The following is a 17657-nucleotide window of genomic DNA, read 5'->3' on the forward strand; positions in this document are numbered from 1 at the left end:
AGTGAGCATCAGTGGATGCTCAAAATTCACTTGGACGTTTTGAGGTATACCCAAAAAAGTTGTTGAATACCGCGACAGTACGTTCACACGCATGGCCGTCACCATAAGGATTAACCGCTTGTGCCATACGATTATATACCTTTTTATCGTCAATCAACCTACTGGTTTCACGTACAATATCTGCAGTATCCGTCCCCACAAGTTTTGCAGTCCCCGCGGTGACACCTTCAGGACGTTCAGTTGTCTTCCGCAGGACAAGCACAGGCTTCCCTAACGCCGGCGCTTCCTCCTGTATACCCCCGGAATCGGTGAGGATGAGGTATGACATTTTGATTAAGTTCACAAGCTCGCTATAACCTACAGGTTTGGTTAATACCACCCGCGAGTTAGAGCCAAGGATGGAATACACAGTTTTTTGTACTGCCGGATTAAGGTGGACAGGGTACACAACTTTAACATCCTTATACTTCTTCACAACCATCTTTACTGCACGGCAAATATTTTCAAGCGGTTTACCCAGGTTTTCTCTCCTATGCGAGGTAAGAAGTATAAGTTTATCCTCCTTAGGAAATAAAAGTTTTGTCTCACTCTTTTTCGCTACCCACATCAATGCATCAACCACTGTGTTACCGGTAACAAATATTTTTTCTTTCCCCACGCCTTCACGTAAAAGCGCGGCCTTAGCATTCCCTGTGGGGACAAGATATAACGATGCGATACGGTCAATCATCAACCGGTTCACTTCTTCCGGGAAAGGATTATATATATCCCCGGTCCGTAAACCAGCCTCTACATGCGCGACAGGCACTTTTTCGTAGAACCCGGATAACGCTCCGGCAAACGCTGTGGTAGTATCCCCCTGAACAACTACCATGTCAGGCTTAACTTTCTTAATCACATCACCGATCTTTGTCAACGCATGAGTAGTAATATCGTACAGCGTTTGATTTATTTGCATGATATCAAGGTCATAGTCAGCACGTTGGTTAAACAATTTCATTACCTGGTCAAGCATTTCACGATGCTGCCCTGTGATACACACAACTGTTTTATACCGTCCACGGTACTTGTTCAACTCTTTCACTAACGGTATGAGCTTAACAGCTTCCGGCCGTGTACCGAATATCACGAATATTTTTTTCATATCAACCTCTTAAATATAACCGCAGCAATTTTTTTTACTTCAGCGGCATCGCACGGAATATCGTTATAATAATCGCGGTTTCACTAAGGACTATGGATAATACATAAATAAAAAGTACAGCTTCGCGTTGTGACCACCCTAAACTAAGCAACCGGTGATGAAAATGTTCCTTATCCGCTGCCATAATAGACTGCCTCCGCATCAACCTGCGGATAATCGCCATTGCTACGTCTAACACCGGTAAGGCTATTACTAGTACCGGAATGATTAATGATATCACCGCTGCGGTTTTTAGTGTACCGATAACCGCGATTGTCCCAAGCATAAAACCCAGGAATAACGCGCCGGTATCACCCATAAATATCTTTGCGGGATAAAAGTTGTGGAACAAAAACCCGACACACGCACCGCATAGGCCAGCGGCAAGGATTGCCGCGAGTTTCAACTGTTTAGCCTGAAAAATATCCTGTGTCTGCCCCTGAAGAATTGCAACGATAAGAAACGTAAACGCTGCGATTGCCACCACCCCGGCTGCGAGGCCGTCAAGCCCGTCGATAAGATTGATTGTATTCATAAACCCGATCAACCAGAACACTGTAAGGATTTGTGTTACAATAATCGGGAACGCAACAAAATCAATACCCCAGGGAAGTTCAAGCCCAAAGATCCTAACCCCGAAATCCATAGCGACATACGCAGCAATGATCTGTGTCAACAATTTAGGTACGGGCGGCACACTTTTTTTATCGTCAATCATCCCGAGAATAATTATGATAACCAACGCAACGATTATCCCGATAAACTGCTGCCCAATCGATAACATCCCGATAACATCACCGTTGTTATCCTTCAATGGATTCCGGTACGCGAGAAGCAGGTGGAACCGCTTACTCACGATAAGAAGTGTAAGCATACTAATGACAAACCCGCCGAACATCGCAAGCCCGCCCCATCTGGGTATCGGCACTGTATGCACCCTCCGTGCGTCGGGAATGTCCATTACTCCATACTTTACCGCTAACTTCTTCACACCAAACGTCAGAAAGTATGTCGCAACACCGGACACTATCAACGCAAGAAGGTATAGCTTATACATTATTTCGTTCTACGTAACCCTTTGTACAACGGAAACCTGCTGCAGAACCGCGCAACCTGTTTTTTTAGTTCCGCGAGGTACTTTGCATCTTTCCTATGTGCTAACCCTATATCGATCCATTCGGCTATTTGTTCCATCTCTTTTTCCTTCATCCCGCGGGTAGTAACTGCCGGGGTGCCAAGACGGATACCTGAAGTAACCAACGGTTTCTGCTGGTCATGCGGTATTGTGTTTTTATTAACCGTAATCCCCGCAAGTTCGAGTACCTGCTGAGCTTCCAACCCAGGTATGTTTCTCGAAGTTAAATCCACGAGAAACATATGGCAGTCCGTCCCGCCGGATACTATACGGTACCCGCGTTTTGACATCGCGGTCGCTAATGCCCGTGCGTTATTAAGTATCTGTTTTTGGTACTCCCTAAACTCAGGCTTCATTGCTTCACCAAACGCTACAGCCTTCGCTGCGATCGTATGCATTAACGGCCCGCCCTGGGTACCCGGGAATATTGTATGGTCAATTAACTTCGCATACTTTTTCTTACACAAAATTACTCCACCCCGTGGCCCGCGTAAAGTTTTGTGCGTTGTACAGGTAACAAAATCCGAGTACGGTACCGGTGAAGGGTACACCCCTGCAACGATTAAGCCTGCATAATGCGCAACATCTGCCATAAGGTACGCACCAACGTCGTCGGCTATCTGCCTAAACTTTTTCCAGTCAATCACGCGTGAGTACGCAGATGAACCCGCAACAATAAGTTTTGGCTTAAACTTTAAAGCAAGCTTCTGCGCTTCATCGTAATCAATAAACTCTGTTGTCCTGCTAACTGAAACAGGGACTACTTTAAAATACTTACCCGAAAAATTAGCGGGATGCCCGTGTGATAAATGCCCCCCATGGCTCAGATGCATACCCATAATTGTATCCCCAAGGTTAAGAACAGCAAAGTATACCGCCATATTAGCTTGTGTCCCGGAATGCGGCTGTACATTCGCGTGTTCCGCCTTGAATAACGCTTTCACACGTTCAATTGCAAGGGTTTCAATATTATCGCAGTTCTCGCACCCGCCGTAATGCCGTTTCCCGGGATATCCTTCCGCGTATTTATTTGTCAGAACAGAACCCTGTGCTTCCATCACAGAACTGGATACAAAGTTTTCAGATGCAATAAGTTCAAGATTAGTTTGCTGCCGTAACATTTCTTTCTCAATACATTTCCATACCGCAGGGTCGGTACGTTCAAGACGTTTCATAAAATTTATTACTCAACCTTTCCTTAAATAACTATAATGATATATTCTATAATTAATTCAACTGGTTTGTTACACTAAACCGCTGTCAGTTGCTGCACAATTTTTGTGACACAACCTCGTATTTGTTCAGCACAACGGCTGTAATAATCAAAATCCCCTCCAACTGGATCATCTATCTCCCAGTATTTAGGATTCTCTACGCCAGAGTATTCGGTAAGAAAAAAAACCTTACCTTTCGCTTCCGGGAAATACTTGGCAATCACGCGTTTATGCTGGTCTTCCATTACAAGCAGGACATCCGACTCTTCTATTGAATCCGGAGTAATCATAGTTGACCTATGCATCCCAGCATCAATCCCTTCTTTTTTCAGGATATCCATAACATGGCCCGGTACTTTGTATGCCGGATTCGCAGCAATCCCCCGGGAAATAACTTTTATACCGTTAGCTTTATTGTCATCCAAAAATTTACGCATAAAATATTCACCCATAACACTGCGTGCAGCGTTACCGGTACAGACAAACATTACCTGCTTAACTATTTTTGGATACTTCATAAACCATACCTTTCGGGATACACCCTTCACGGATTACCGTATAGGGATATGCCGTTACATCAATAACAGTTGATGCAATACCTTTTTTTATGCGACCATTATCAATAATTATATCAACTTTATTGCAAAAAATTTTTTTTGCTGTACTACCATCAACCGTATTCACCTGGTTTGACAGGTTAGCGCTGGTAGTAAGCATCGGTATACCCATCTGCGCGAGTAATGACGTAAATACGCATTTCCCCGGGATCCTCACCCCAACCGTATCCTTACCCCCGGTAATCATCTTGCCTAACTCCGAAGTTTTGAATACAAGAGTCAGAGGGCCTGGGCAGAAGCGTGATAATAACCTTTGTATCCCCAGTTCTTCATGAGAAAATTCGATGAACGGCCGTACCTGCGAAAAGGTACCACCCAATAAAATCAATTGTTTCCGGAAACTGCGTTTTTTGATCGCGTAAATACGTTTTACTGAAGAATACGAAAATGGCGAACACCCGATACCGTATACTGTATCTGTAGGAAAAACCATGATTCCGCCGGCTGTTATAACGCTGTTTATATGGCCAACAACTTTTTGTGATAACCTGCCGTTAATGGTTTTGTATACAATCGCACCATTTTTTTTATGCATAAGTTTATTAGGTAGTATAATCCGCATTGATCTTGACATAATCATACGAAAAGTCGCAGGTGTAGACAGTCGCGGATTCTTTTCCAAGTTTAAGGTTAATCCGTACCTCAAACTCTTTCCTTAACATAACCTTATGCAGTTTTCCTGCATTTTTCTCAACCCCGCGGCCGTTATGAACAATCGAAATCCCGTCGAAGTATATATCAATTTTTTCGGGAACTACCTCGACTTTTGCGCGTCCAAGCGCCGCCATTATCCGTCCCCAGTTAGGATCCGCACCGTACACCGCGGTCTTTACTAACGGCGAAGTAGCAACCACGCGCCCGGCCTCACGTGCAAGTGCATAACTCGGCGCGTTCTGCACAATAATCTTCACGAACTTCGTAGCTCCTTCCCCGTCACGTGCAAGCATTTCAGCTAACTCCCTGGTAGTCTCCATCAACGCTGAATACAACTTTTTGTACCCCGCAGTTTTGGTAGAAGAAATACATTTATTCCCCGCCGCACCGTTTGCCAGTAAAAATACTGTATCATTAGTACTTGTATCCCCGTCTACGGTAACACAATTAAACGTTTTTTGAGTTACCTCCCGCAAGGCAGTATCCAAAACCTTACGTGCAACCGCTGTGTCTGTAAGTATCGTACATAAAAATGTTGCATGCAACTTCCCTGAGGGTACAAGTTCGGGATGTATCATCCCCGCGCCCTTTGCGCAGGACCATAACGTACACACCTTCCCGTCGATAACAAACTTTTTACTAACGATCTTAGGAAAAGTATCAGTGGTCATAATCGCCCGGGCAAGGTATGTGGTATCACTCGGGATAAGTTTTTTATTCCCGAAGCTTAACTTCACACGTTTACCAAGTTCAACGATCCCGTTCACCAACTTTTTTATGGGTAATTGCACACCAATAACACCCGTGGATGCCACTACCACGTGGTATGGATTTATCCCCAACACCTTAGATACGGTAACGCATTCATTCATAGCGTTGCGGTAACCCTCAGAACCAGTACACGCATTTGCGCAACCTGAGTTCATGATAACCGCACGGATACTATCCCCGGAACCTATCACATGTTTATTACTCAAAACCACAGGTGCAGCTTTGACACGATTTGATGTAAACACCGCAGCGGTACTACACGGTTTAGAAGAATAAAACAGGACAACATCCGGCTTACTTTTCTTTTTGTATAACCCCGCATGCATTGCAGAAGCATAAAAGTTTTTTGGTAAACTATTTTTCATGCTCACTTCCTGACTGTACAGGACGATAATCCTGTTGTTTCTTCGAGGTTAAACATAATATTCATATTCTGTACTGCCTGAGTACACGCACCTTTACCAAGGTTATCTATAACCGATACAACAACGAGTTTACCTGTATGGTTATCCACCCGCGCGGTAATCGCGCAATTGTTGGTATTAACCACATCTTTGGTATCAGGTACGATAGGAGGTGTAGCGATTTTGATAAATGGTTCATTCTCATAAAATTCCGCGAGTACACCCAAAACATTCTCGGTAGTTAACTCTTTTGCAAGGTCAAAATACAGCACGGACACCATCCCGCGTAATTGCGGAACGATATGCGGTGTAAACGTTACCTTAACCTTCCCCGCAGCAAGGTTTGATAAGTGACAAAGTTCCTGTTCAATCTCAGGTAAATGCCGGTGCACACCCCCAACCTGATACGCCCGGGTAACAGCTGTATTCATAGCATTATATTCAGCAACAAACTTACGCCCACCGCCGGAGATCCCGCTTTTTGAATCTACGACAATACCGTCTGTCCTAACAACCTTATTTTTTAGTACCGCCGCTGCGCCAAGTAAAACACTTGTGGGATAACATCCCGGGTTAGCAATAAGTTTTGCCACCCTGATTTTTTCGCGGTATAGTTCCGGTAAACCATAAACTTTTTGTTTCAATAATTCCAATGCCGTATGTTTATGCCCATACCATTTTTCGTAGATTACAGGATCATCAAGCCGGTAATCCGCACTAAGATCAATAACTTTTACATTATTCTTAATAAGCCCGGGCACTACCTCAAACGCTACCGCATGAGGTAATGCAAGAAATATTACATCCACCTTTTTTGCAGCGGTGGCCGCATCAAATGTTTCGACGGTAACATCAGAAGGCAAATCAATATCCGGATACACTGCGTGTAAGTTACTTTTCAAACTTTCATTCCGTGTTCCAAGATACGTAATCACTACCCCGGGATGTTTAGATAATACCCTTAATAATTCCTCGCCGGTATAACCCGATACACCCACGATCCCGACTCTAACTTTCATTTTTTTTATGTACTCACTTCCATTTTCTTGTTTAACTCAACAACCACCACAAATTCGCCTTTAATAATATGTGATTGCAAATACTTTACTACATCTTCCGCTGTTCCCCTAATAATTTCTTCAAACATTTTTGTTAGCTCACGCCCAACGATTACCTTAGCCTGCGGCCCAAGCACGGTTACTATAGACTCAATTGCGCGGATAATACGGTACGGTGATTCATAAAATACAATAACCTTACCTAACTCCGCGGCAGTACGCAACTCTTTCCTTAATTTTCCGGGCTTCTTACTCAAAAATCCGAGAAATACATAACCATCAAGTTCAATCCCGGTAACACTCAACAAGGTAACCCCTGCTGATGCGCCGGGTAGCGGGACAACTTTGATACCATTCTCCACTGCCATTTTGATGAGTACACCCCCGGGATCGGATATCCCCGGTGTCCCTCCGTCGGAAACTAATGCCACACTCTTCCCGGATTTCAGGTACTCAACAATCTCAGGAGCACGGCGCAAACTATTCTCCTGATAATAACTCACAAGCTTTTTCCCTGTGATATTGTAGTGTACAAGCAACCTCACGGTGATACGCGTATCTTCACACGCAATGATATCCACTGAATTAAGAATTTCCACCCCACGGTAAGTCATATCCCCGAGATTACCGATAGGTGTTGCGATAACGTATAATATATTTGATTTTGCAGTACTATTCAATTTTGTAATTCCCAGAACTCTAACAGTTTAGTTAATTTCTCAACTACTCAACCGCTGCTTTTGTATTGACACTTGTCTTCACACTATTGTTGTGGTTAATACCATTACCATTATCTTCTCTTTCCAATACACGGATAAACGCTTCTACAACATTCGGGTCAAACTGCACTCCGGCTCCTCTGCGTATCTCTTCAATAGCAAATTTTTTATCCAACGCTTTTCTGTAAGGACGGTCCGAAGTCATTGCGTCATATGAATCAATCAGCGCGATAATCCTCGCGCCAATCGGGATTTCTTCACCTGATAATCCCTCGAGATATCCCTGCCCGTTATACCATTCATGATGATACAGTATCATCGCCGCTACGTTTGAAAGAAACGGTACCGGTGACAGTATACGGTTACCGATCTGCGGGTGTTGTTTAATAATATCACGTTCCTGATTAGACAACGTGCCGGGTTTATGAAGTATATGTTCCTCAATCCCGATCTTACCGATATCATGCATCAACGCAGCATACTCAAGGTCATTCGTCATATCACGCGGGAGGCTCATCTCAGCTGCTATAGCTTTAGTATACTTCACAGACCGGTCTGCGTGTTCACGTGTATACGAATCCTTCGCATCGATAGCCCGGGCAAGGGTTTGAACCATGTCCCAATAAAACTTTTGTATATTCACATAAAGCTGAATATTTTCCAGTGTGATTGCCGCCTGGTCTGCCAATAATGTTATCAACCGCTGTTCCCGCTGTTGAAACTCTTTATCTACCGATCTGGAAGTAACGTTTAACACCCCGAGTATCCGTTCCTTTGTCTTCAACGGTACCGATAAAAACGATTTTGAGTGATACTTACTATCAACCGGACGGAGGTGAAAACGTATATCTTTCTCAATATCATCTACAAATAAAGGCCTCCCTGTTTGTGCAACCTGGCCGGCAATACCTTCTCCAAGGTTTAATACAGTACTCTTCACAACTTCCGGAGGTAACCCTATCGCAGCGACAATGGTCAATACAGGCTTATTTTTATCCTCTTTATTCTCTTTATCCATACCCTCATCTGATAAATCCTTCTGATCTTTCAATAACATCAACGACCCGGAATCCGTATTCATCAACTGGCACGCATTAAATACTATGGTTTGATACAACTCTGTCGAATTATCCTGTTTTCCAAGATTAACGCTATACTGATGCATATTAACCAGCATACTGACAAGATTATCGAGTGAGCGTATATGATTATTAATATTTTCTTTTGATGTTTCAAGTGATGACTTCAACTGGTTTTCGTAGTACTGTCTCAACTTTTTTTCTTTGTTATATAACAAATACATACTTATTCCTGCTGCCAGGGTTATTACTAATAATACTGTGACGCTAATACTAAACAACAAAAGCGTACTCCTTAAAATATAACAAAGCTAATACCGAAGTTTCATCGGCAATAGTATAACAATTCTATCACCAAAAAGGACATAATGTCAAGCATTGACTACGTATAACGTGTTGTGTTATAATAAGTTTTTAATAATTACAAAGTCATAGAAAGGCTTTATTTAATGAAAGAACAACTAACCTTAGTCCTAATCAAACCAGACGGCCTAAAAAAATCCCTTACCGGCAATATATTAACGCGTTTATCTGAAACAAAACTCGTGATTGTTGGCGCTAAAGTCGTGGGAGTAACCCGCGAACTCGCGGAAGAACATTATAAACACCTAAAAGGCAAACCATTCTTTGACTCAGTCATTGATTATCTACAGGGAAAACTTTATCACGATGAATACCGGCGGGTACTCGCGCTGGTGTATAGAGGACAGGATGCAATCTCAAAAGTACGCAAACTTGCCGGAGCAACAAACCCGGAAGAAGCAGACCCTGTCTCAATCCGGGGCCAATACGGACGGATAACCACTACCGGCGTATTCGAAAATGTCATCCACTGTTCCGCAAATGAACCCGAAGCCGAACACGAGATTAAGTTATGGTTTAAACCTGAAGAACTTATGGAACCAACATTCCGTACTAAAAAAGTAACGAAAAAGTCTGTAACTCAAGTAAACTGGAAATAACTTTTTAGGACTACTTAATTTCTTCACCCGCAACCGGCACTTTTTTCTCAGTCCCGGAAGATAGTTTCTGCGGATTATAGACAATCTCTTTACTGCTACCCTTATCACCCCATTTATCTATAACCCCGAATTTTACGTAACACTCCTTCTTTTGTCCAGCAACCTTTTTTAACTGCTTAAACTTAAACACCCATGGCTGGCTGAACTCCACTGTTTCATCAAAAGTTTCCCATTTCTTTTTATCAGTACTAACCTGATAAAACATTTTCTCGGTTTTCCCGCCGCTAACTATGAACAACACATCTTTCTCAGGGTCATTTATCTCGGTTAACTCATTCCCTGAAAGATCTTTCAGAGTAACAAATATCTCCTTAGTTGCGGAAAGTTCTAATACCGGCGAGTACCCGTAATTCTCAAATATATCCCTTGCGCCTCCCCGGAGTTTCAGTGTACCCATCGGTAAATCGTTTACCGGTAACGTAAAAATGTACGGCGGTTTATAACATACCGTAGTACAGCGATTCCAACTACTCCCGTTATTATTTGACACCTCAAGCCATGCACTAACAACATTACTTCCCCGTACTGACAGAGTCACGACCTGCGCTGCAGGTAATGTTGTATGGCGTTCAGTACCAACAATACTCACTTCCAGAGAATACACATTTTCAGGGATTAGTTTTATAGCAATTGCGGGTTCAAACACTGTCACAGGTTTCTCAAGCGCAGTCCCGGGCTCAGCCGGAGGGACACCTTTTATCCCGGTATTCAACCACGTATTAACCACGCGGCTGCCCCATCCCGCAGCAATCACCGGCGCTTTTGTAATATCCTCTAACTCCTTAGTCGGTGACCATACCGCAATATAGTTATGCTCAGGAAAACTTATTTTTTCTATAGGCACTTCCACCCAGAACCATTGCGCTTCACCTACACCTTCCAACGCATTCTGCGGATCACCCTCCCAAGGTATATCTTCGGTGGTAGTCAATAAATACGAGTTTGACCGGTCCCATGCGTGTGTTGAACTAACTGCCACCCATATTTCGCCGGGGATAGATTTCCGCACCCATGTCGGTGTACCTATAACCCCCAGTGTTTTCATACGCCCAAGTTTTACTCCGATAAACGCTTTTGCAAACTTTCTCTGCGGTAACACCGGCAATTTTGATATCCAACAACTATTATACCCGACATACCAGTTACCGTCCCACCCGGAAGTAGCGAATAACGTGAACTCATTAGGGTTCTGTGTTTCACCCGTGATAAACGGATAATCCTGTTGCGTAAATGCTACGGCGGATACACCAAAAACCATGCAGGCCGCTAAACCAAATAATTTCAAACCTTTAAACAAATTGTTTTTCATAATACACTTCTTCCCCTAACGCTTAACCTTTACACTAAATATTTTTATTAACCGTTCAAGATCGTCGAGGTTGTAGTAATGCACCACAATCCTACCTTTTTTACTTGTACCAACAATTTTAACTTTTGTCCCCAGTGTACGCTGTAATTCTTCACTCGCAGCAACAAGTTCTGCTTCAAGTAAACGTTTTTGCGCCTTTCCTGCACCCTTTTGCCCCTTTTTCTTTTGATTAACAATCTCCTCAACCTCACGGGTAGTCAGTTTTTCCTGGGTAACACGTTTTGCAACCGCCACAATCTCGGTGATATCCTCTAACGCGAGTAATGCGCGTGCCTGCCCGGGATAAAGCGTATTCTCCGCAACCATTACCTTAACTTCTTCAGGTAATTCAAGCAACCTCACGATATTCGCGACATACGGCCTGCTTTTCCCAACTTTTTTCGCTAATACATCCTGTGTTAAACCAAACGTATCCATTGCATTTTTATACCCCTGCGCTTCCTCTAAAGGATTAAGGTCTTCACGCTGCAGGTTTTCGATTAATGCCAGGATAGATTGTTCCTCCTGCGACATTTTGTTACGTATGATAGCGGGGATAGACTTCAACCCGGCAAGTACTGCCGCACGGAGACGGCGTTCACCCGCTACGAGTTCATACTCCCCGGGTGTATCCCCGGGGATCACTAATACCGGCTGTATTACCCCTGACTCTTTTATTGATGAAACAAGGTCTTCCAACGCTTCCTTTGCAAACTTTTTCCTTGGCTGGAACCGGTTAGGTTTTATACTTTCAATAGGAATACTATTTGCAGCTTCCGACAACTCCTTACTCCCCGCGGTAGAAGCCGTTACTGCACCAGGTATTAACGACGCTAATCCGCGCCCAAGCCGTTGCTGCGACATAATTTATCCTAAACCCCTTCTATAAATTCTGTTTACTTACCCTTTTTACTACGCTGCTGCGCAAAAAACTTTTTTAACCTCAACAACACGTCATGGAACCTGTTATCACGCGTCACCAATGCCAACCTAAGATACCCTTCACCGTACGTACCAAACCCCACCCCGGGTGCTATCGCAATCCCGGTTTCCTGAATCAATAATTCAGCAAACTCCAATGAACCCATATGCTTAAACCCGTCGGGTAACGGCAACCAAAGATACATTGTTCCTTTAGGTTTTTCTATCTTTTCGTTCTCCAACCACTTAATCTTATTCAACCCGTCAACCAACATATCCCTGCGTTTACGGTACACCTGCACCTGTTGCTTCACACAATCCTGAGGCATTGACATTGCGAACGCAGCGGTAAGCTGTATTGCAGTAAACACGCCGTAATCAACAAATGACTTAAACTTTTCCACCGGTGCGATAATATCCTTATTGCCTACCATATACCCCACACGCCAACCAGCCATATTATAAGTTTTTGAACACGAATTAAATTCCACCCCGACATCCATCCCCCCGTCGATCTCAAGGAATGACGGAGCAACATAATCATCAAACGTTATCTCCGAATACGCGTTGTCATAACACACAATGAGGTCATACTTTTTTGCAAACTTAACAACTTCCTCCAAAAACTTTTTGTCTTCAATCACAGCTGAAGTCGGGTTATTAGGATAATTCAGTGCCAAAACCTTTGCGCGTTTAAGGATATCATTAGGTATCTTCGTGAGGTCCGGCAAAAACTTATTCTCCGGCAATAACGGCAGGTCGTGTATAAGCCCTCCCGCGAGTATTGTACTGTTAAAATACACAGGATAACATGGGTTGGTCAGTAAAACATAATCCCCTGGATTAAGATGCGCCATCAATAAATGCGCAACGCCTTCCTTCGACCCGATAAGCGCAAGTGCTTCGTGGTTATAATCAAGCTTAACACCAAAACGCCGTTGATAAAAATCAGTAATAGCTTTCCTGAACTTCGGCATACCCTTCGCCTGGGGGTACCTATGCGTATTAGGATGCTCCCTAACAGTTTCGCATAAACGGTCAACAACCGCTTTTGGTGTTGGTAAGTCAGGATTCCCCATCGCAAGATCAATGACATCCAACTTTTTTTTGTACGCCTGTTGTTTCAACAAATTTATCGCGTTAAACAGATACGGCGGTAAACGTTTAAGATTTTCTGAATAATGTTTCATTACAAACTTCCTTCTTTTGTAACACCATACTCCGGCACTTTTTTTGATAGGCCCCAAAGATATGCGGTTATTAATACACAACAAAGACCGTAGATTAACTCAAACCTCGCGTAGTTAGCCCATTGCTGTAAACTAACAAACTGCCATTTATAAAACGAAAACATATTACTTTCAGGCTCACCCCAGAACATATCATACACCCCATCGGTGATTACCATCAAGCCAAATACCAAGATAATCCATCCTGCAATACTAACCAGCCCGCGAAGTTTATATTTCTTCATTTCTTTTACATCCTTAACAAAACGAATCTATAACGACTTTATCATCGCCTTTAACGCGGAATTCGGTTTAAACACCACCTTTTTCCTGGGAGGAACAATCACTTGTTCACCGGTCTTAGGATTCCGCGCTTTACGCTCCTTAGTAGTTTTAAGCTTCAACACCCCGAGCCCTGCGATAATAACTTTCCCATCGGTTCTCAACGCGTCATTAACGGCATCAACCAGCGCTTCAATCGCGCGTTGTGCTGCTGCTTTACGTATCTTCGCCTGCTGTGCGACACGTTCCACCAACCCTGCCTTTTTCATCCGTTTACTCCTCCTTAACATGGATGTACATACCAGATGCATTAACACGTTTTTGAGTATACAAAAAAAGTGTTTAATGATTCAACAACAACGTGATAAGCTTTGTACTTACGAATTCACGGTCCACGCAAATAACGCCGCGCCTTCCGCACCGGCAGTATCCGCATCGGAAACTATAAATGTTTTAATACCGCACTGCGTTAGTTTACGGAAAGAAAGTTCTTTCCTCATATATTCACCTAACAACCCCTGAACAACACCGCCGGAGAATATATAATCCTTAATCCCGGTAAGTTTATACAAATACTCAATGGCAATAACAAAATTCTTAGCAGTTGCGTACATAACCTTTTTTGCAGGAACACACCCTTTTTGCGCTGCAACGTCAATCTCACGACAGTCCTTATTTGTAATAACCCCGGTATTCCTTACACGTACCGCAATTTTGGATAACACATCATCCGAGGACTTACTTTTACTTCCAGAATTTGCCTGAACAAATTCAAACCATTCATCAGTAAAAGACAGTACAATCCCGCGGCTAGAACACACTGACTCAATACACCCGTCTTTAATCCCGCATGTACAAGCATCCTTCACTCCTTCAAACCCGGTAATTCTAAGATGCATCTCACCTGCTGCGCCTGTGATGCCATGAAAGATTTTGTAGTTACTAACAATCCCGCCACCAACACCGGTCCCTACGGTAAATGTTATACTACCCGGCTTTTTCAATCTCACTGCATTACGTAACCCCGCGAGGTTAGCATCATTATCGATCCATACGTTTACTAGAGGATATCCATAATCCTGTGCAAGTATTTTCGAGAGACTCCTCTCGAGCTCCAACCCGTTCCATGCGGTAAGGTTCGACAACTTTTCTATCCGCCCGTTCTCCGCGAAGCCCGGGATCCCAATACCTATACCCCTCAATCTTTGTTTGTCCAATCCCAGCATTGCGGTATCCACAAGTTTCGCGAGGTTCAGAACAATATCACCGCGTTTTTTGGGAGTAACAATTTTTGTGAACGACGAACTCACAGGTATACTGTTTCTTAGCACCAAACATTTAATAAAAGTACCCCCGACGTCAATCCCAACAGAATAAACTTTACCCCCCCGGGAGGTATGCTTAACACCAACTTTTTTTCTGCGGTTAAGACTAACTCCCCCTGACTTAGTTTTACTCACGGGGATCAGTTTTATTAACGGCCGGGAAAGTAAACGCGAAACATACGGCGAAGTTCGTATTCTGTGGTTAAGACTATCCACGGTTTTGGGGTTACCCTCAACCACCACGGGCATATTTTGCCCAAAAAGATTTGCGTAACTGTTAAGTTCAGAAATAATACCGTCAATATTCCCCAACTTATTTTCAAGATAAAAAGTTTTTGTTATCTTGCGGTTAACACCGCTGATTAATACTTTAATTTTGTTTACCATACTTAATTCCCTGATGTAATATTACCAAAAATATTGTTGTTAATAAATACTTCTTTAAACATATCCGCGACAACACTACCCGCAGCCTTAAGGCTAACCTTACACCCCAAAATCTCAGATACTGACGTCATACAATTACTTTTGAACCCACAGGGATTGACATACCTGAACTCCTTGAGATTACCCGTAATGTTTAACGCAAACCCGTGATAGGTAATCCAACGCCGTGCGGCAATACCTATGGAAGCAACTTTTTTGGTATTGACCCACACACCGGTACGGTTCTCTACGCGTACCGCATTACGAACCCCGAGTTTGCTTAGCGACATAATAAGCATATCTTCCAGTTTACGCAGGTATCCCGTTAAATCCTTCCCGTAATTACGGAGATCTATTATGGGATACCCCACAAGCTGTCCCGGGAAGTGGATGGTTACATCACCCCCGCGTTCAATCTCAATAATTTCGCAGTTCGCAGGGATTACCACATTTTCTTTTTTCCCCCATCGCCCAAGAGTTATCACCCTTGGATGTTCGGTAAGTATGAGATAGTCAGTTTTATCGCCCTCAACTTTTCCGGTGACCAACCGTTTTTGTAGAAGATAGGTTTTGTGGTAGTTTGTTAATCCTAGATTCAATACTTTAAAGCTCACATATTTATCACTTTTATGTTGAATAACCCTACTACTCAAATATATTCAGCATCTGCAGTATATCGTCCAGTAAATAGTCAGGATTTGCGGACTTAACAATTTCAGCGGGATTCATCCCAAAGGTTAACCCCACGGTAAACATCCCCGCAGCTTTACCTGCCTGTATATCCGACGGGCTGTCACCTACCATAACACTTTTTTCAGGAGCAATACCATACTTTTTTGCTACCAGAAGTAACGGATATGGGTCGGGCTTACATTTTTCTACGTCTTCCATACCTACCACAATGTCGAACTGGTCAAGCGCACCGAGTTTCGCGAGTAGTGGTTCAGAATACTTCCTTAACTTGTTTGTGACAACAGCTTTACGTTTATTATTGTAATGCTTCAGCATATCCATCATCCCGGGGAATAGATACGTTTTATCCGCGTAATGAACAGAATAGTATTCATTAAACTTCTTTATAGCCACATTAAGATCATATTTTGTAAACGTTCCGAATGATTTTTTTAACATAACATCCTGGCCCGGCCCAATACTAGCTGCAACTTCATCCTGCGTGCGTGACGGACATCCGAAGTATTTAAGAGCATAATTAACTCCGTCGGTAACATCCGGTTTCGTATCCGCTAATGTACCGTCAAGGTCAAAAATGAGTAACTCAATATTTTTCATTATTACTCCCAACAAATAATTGAAATACCGGAATAATTATAACAAATTATAGTGAATGTTTATGTCTTAAAACTTAAACGCCAACGAAACCTGGTGTTTCCCTCCACCAATTAAACTGACTGGGTTGTAGTTGAAACTGTAGTCAATACTGCTTTCTACCATCTTCATTATTACGAGCCGCCACCCGATACCTAAGGCGATATTATAATACTCGTTATTCCCTGCCCCTAATCCTGCGCGTAATCCAGCTGTGCGGTTTAGCAACAAATATTCCGCGCCAACGAGTACCCGGTAATCGTTATTCGAATTTGTTTTTACCACTCCGTCTACGTCCAACGTCAACTCCTGGATTTTGCATCCTACCCCAACCCTGTATTCCGCAGGAACGATATCGTGTTTCTTCAGCGCTATATCCGGCTGGTTAACATTCTTCCCGGTAAGCGCGAACGACAGGTTTAACAGTTCGGGTAACGTGTACAACACGCCAAAGTCTATACCCACCCCGCCCGCAGCCGTTTTTTCCGTAAACGTTGGGTCAAACCGTGTATACGCATTAGTCACATAGCTTTTACTGAGGTATTTCAAGCTCATCCCCAAATACATGTTTCGCATATACGGCACTTCCCGGCCATAAGAAAGGCTGAACACGCGTTCGCCGTACAAACTCGAACTAAACTCTATATCGCTCACCCCTATTGTCCCTATCACAGGTATCGGATGGACATACACAACACCGCCGGCGCCGAGGTTATCGTTTAACCCGGGGTTCAACGACGTGTAGATAGCCGACACCTCCGCACGGGTAATTTTGCCCATACCGGCAACATTGTACACCACGCTGTTAGCATCATCTGCGACAGCGCTAAATGCGCCGTTCATCCCGACCGGACGCGCGCCGACTTCCGTGTACTGAAACGCTGCGAATAGTTGTTGCGGGATTATTAAGGCTAAGATTAATATTAATTTTTTCATTACACCCC

At 43.4% G+C, this 17657-nt stretch carries 19 protein-coding genes; 1 reads left to right on the plus strand and 18 read right to left on the minus strand.

From position 1 onward, the window contains the following. Nucleotides 1-19 precede the first annotated feature (19 nt). The 9 genes from wecB to WC955_01310 form a co-directional block, all read right to left on the minus strand. Nucleotides 20-1144 carry a UDP-N-acetylglucosamine 2-epimerase (non-hydrolyzing) gene (gene wecB, locus WC955_01270; protein MFA5857677.1) on the minus strand — a complete coding sequence of 375 codons (1125 nt, stop codon included), beginning with the start codon at nucleotides 1142-1144 and terminating at the stop codon, nucleotides 20-22. Between the two features lie 34 nt (nucleotides 1145-1178). After that, nucleotides 1179-2240: an MraY family glycosyltransferase gene (locus tag WC955_01275; GenBank protein MFA5857678.1), complete on the minus strand. Its 1062-nt coding sequence runs from the start codon at nucleotides 2238-2240 to the stop codon at nucleotides 1179-1181. After that, a complete protein-coding gene (gene glyA / locus WC955_01280; GenBank protein ID MFA5857679.1) occupies nucleotides 2240-3493 on the minus strand; it encodes a serine hydroxymethyltransferase in 1254 nt (417 codons plus the stop codon). The genes WC955_01275 and glyA overlap by 1 nt, the downstream gene beginning before the upstream one ends. Nucleotides 3494-3567: 74 nt before the next feature. After that, the gene (locus WC955_01285; protein ID MFA5857680.1) at nucleotides 3568-4050 is read right to left on the minus strand and encodes a hypothetical protein; all 483 of its coding nucleotides are present in this window, start codon (nucleotides 4048-4050) and stop codon (nucleotides 3568-3570) included. After that, nucleotides 4028-4711, minus strand: a complete 684-nt coding sequence (locus WC955_01290; protein ID MFA5857681.1) for an L-threonylcarbamoyladenylate synthase — start codon at nucleotides 4709-4711, stop codon at nucleotides 4028-4030. Before WC955_01290 ends, WC955_01285 begins: the two co-directional genes overlap by 23 nt. After that, nucleotides 4692-5939, minus strand: a complete 1248-nt coding sequence (gene argJ, locus WC955_01295) for a bifunctional glutamate N-acetyltransferase/amino-acid acetyltransferase ArgJ (protein MFA5857682.1) — start codon at nucleotides 5937-5939, stop codon at nucleotides 4692-4694. The genes WC955_01290 and argJ overlap by 20 nt, the downstream gene beginning before the upstream one ends. Nucleotides 5940-5941: 2 nt before the next feature. Next, on the minus strand, nucleotides 5942-6997 hold the full coding sequence (gene argC / locus WC955_01300) for an N-acetyl-gamma-glutamyl-phosphate reductase (protein MFA5857683.1): 1056 nt from the start codon (nucleotides 6995-6997) through the stop codon (nucleotides 5942-5944). A 5-nt stretch (nucleotides 6998-7002) separates the two neighbouring features. Next, nucleotides 7003-7716: a 16S rRNA (cytidine(1402)-2'-O)-methyltransferase gene (gene rsmI / locus WC955_01305; protein ID MFA5857684.1), complete on the minus strand. Its 714-nt coding sequence runs from the start codon at nucleotides 7714-7716 to the stop codon at nucleotides 7003-7005. Between the two features lie 43 nt (nucleotides 7717-7759). Beyond that, nucleotides 7760-9115 carry an HD domain-containing phosphohydrolase gene (locus tag WC955_01310; protein ID MFA5857685.1) on the minus strand — a complete coding sequence of 452 codons (1356 nt, stop codon included), beginning with the start codon at nucleotides 9113-9115 and terminating at the stop codon, nucleotides 7760-7762. Between the two features lie 168 nt (nucleotides 9116-9283). Here WC955_01310 and WC955_01315 point away from each other — a divergent pair, with 168 nt between their 5' ends. After that, entirely contained in the window at nucleotides 9284-9796 is a 513-nt protein-coding gene (locus WC955_01315) for a nucleoside-diphosphate kinase (GenBank protein MFA5857686.1), read from the plus strand. Between the two features lie 10 nt (nucleotides 9797-9806). On the opposite strand, the gene WC955_01320 is transcribed toward WC955_01315, so the two are convergent. The 9 genes from WC955_01320 to WC955_01360 all read right to left on the minus strand — a co-directional run bounded on the left by WC955_01320 (nucleotide 9807) and on the right by WC955_01360 (nucleotide 17649). Then, nucleotides 9807-11165 (minus strand): hypothetical protein, encoded by a 1359-nt coding sequence (locus tag WC955_01320; protein ID MFA5857687.1) that lies wholly within the window; start codon nucleotides 11163-11165, stop codon nucleotides 9807-9809. A 15-nt stretch (nucleotides 11166-11180) separates the two neighbouring features. Further along, complete coding sequence (locus WC955_01325) at nucleotides 11181-12068, minus strand: ParB/RepB/Spo0J family partition protein (GenBank protein MFA5857688.1); 888 nt, start codon at nucleotides 12066-12068, stop codon at nucleotides 11181-11183. A gap of 32 nt (nucleotides 12069-12100) precedes the next feature. Further along, the gene (locus tag WC955_01330; protein ID MFA5857689.1) at nucleotides 12101-13315 is read right to left on the minus strand and encodes an LL-diaminopimelate aminotransferase; all 1215 of its coding nucleotides are present in this window, start codon (nucleotides 13313-13315) and stop codon (nucleotides 12101-12103) included. Next, on the minus strand, nucleotides 13315-13599 hold the full coding sequence (locus WC955_01335) for a hypothetical protein (GenBank protein ID MFA5857690.1): 285 nt from the start codon (nucleotides 13597-13599) through the stop codon (nucleotides 13315-13317). Before WC955_01335 ends, WC955_01330 begins: the two co-directional genes overlap by 1 nt. Before the next feature lie 27 nt (nucleotides 13600-13626). After that, complete coding sequence (locus WC955_01340) at nucleotides 13627-13947, minus strand: HU family DNA-binding protein (protein MFA5857691.1); 321 nt, start codon at nucleotides 13945-13947, stop codon at nucleotides 13627-13629. A 66-nt stretch (nucleotides 13948-14013) separates the two neighbouring features. Next, nucleotides 14014-15348 (minus strand): ROK family protein, encoded by a 1335-nt coding sequence (locus WC955_01345; protein ID MFA5857692.1) that lies wholly within the window; start codon nucleotides 15346-15348, stop codon nucleotides 14014-14016. 2 nt (nucleotides 15349-15350) lie between these two features. Next, nucleotides 15351-16001 (minus strand): lipoyl(octanoyl) transferase LipB, encoded by a 651-nt coding sequence (lipB, locus tag WC955_01350; protein MFA5857693.1) that lies wholly within the window; start codon nucleotides 15999-16001, stop codon nucleotides 15351-15353. A 31-nt stretch (nucleotides 16002-16032) separates the two neighbouring features. After that, entirely contained in the window at nucleotides 16033-16677 is a 645-nt protein-coding gene (locus WC955_01355) for an HAD-IA family hydrolase (protein MFA5857694.1), read from the minus strand. Nucleotides 16678-16743: 66 nt separating this feature from the next. After that, entirely contained in the window at nucleotides 16744-17649 is a 906-nt protein-coding gene (locus WC955_01360) for a hypothetical protein (protein MFA5857695.1), read from the minus strand. Between the last annotated feature and the right edge of the window lie 8 nt (nucleotides 17650-17657).

The organism is Elusimicrobiota bacterium (genome assembly GCA_041658405.1).
Taxonomy (GTDB): Bacteria; Elusimicrobiota; UBA5214; order JBBAAG01; family JBBAAG01; genus JBBAAG01.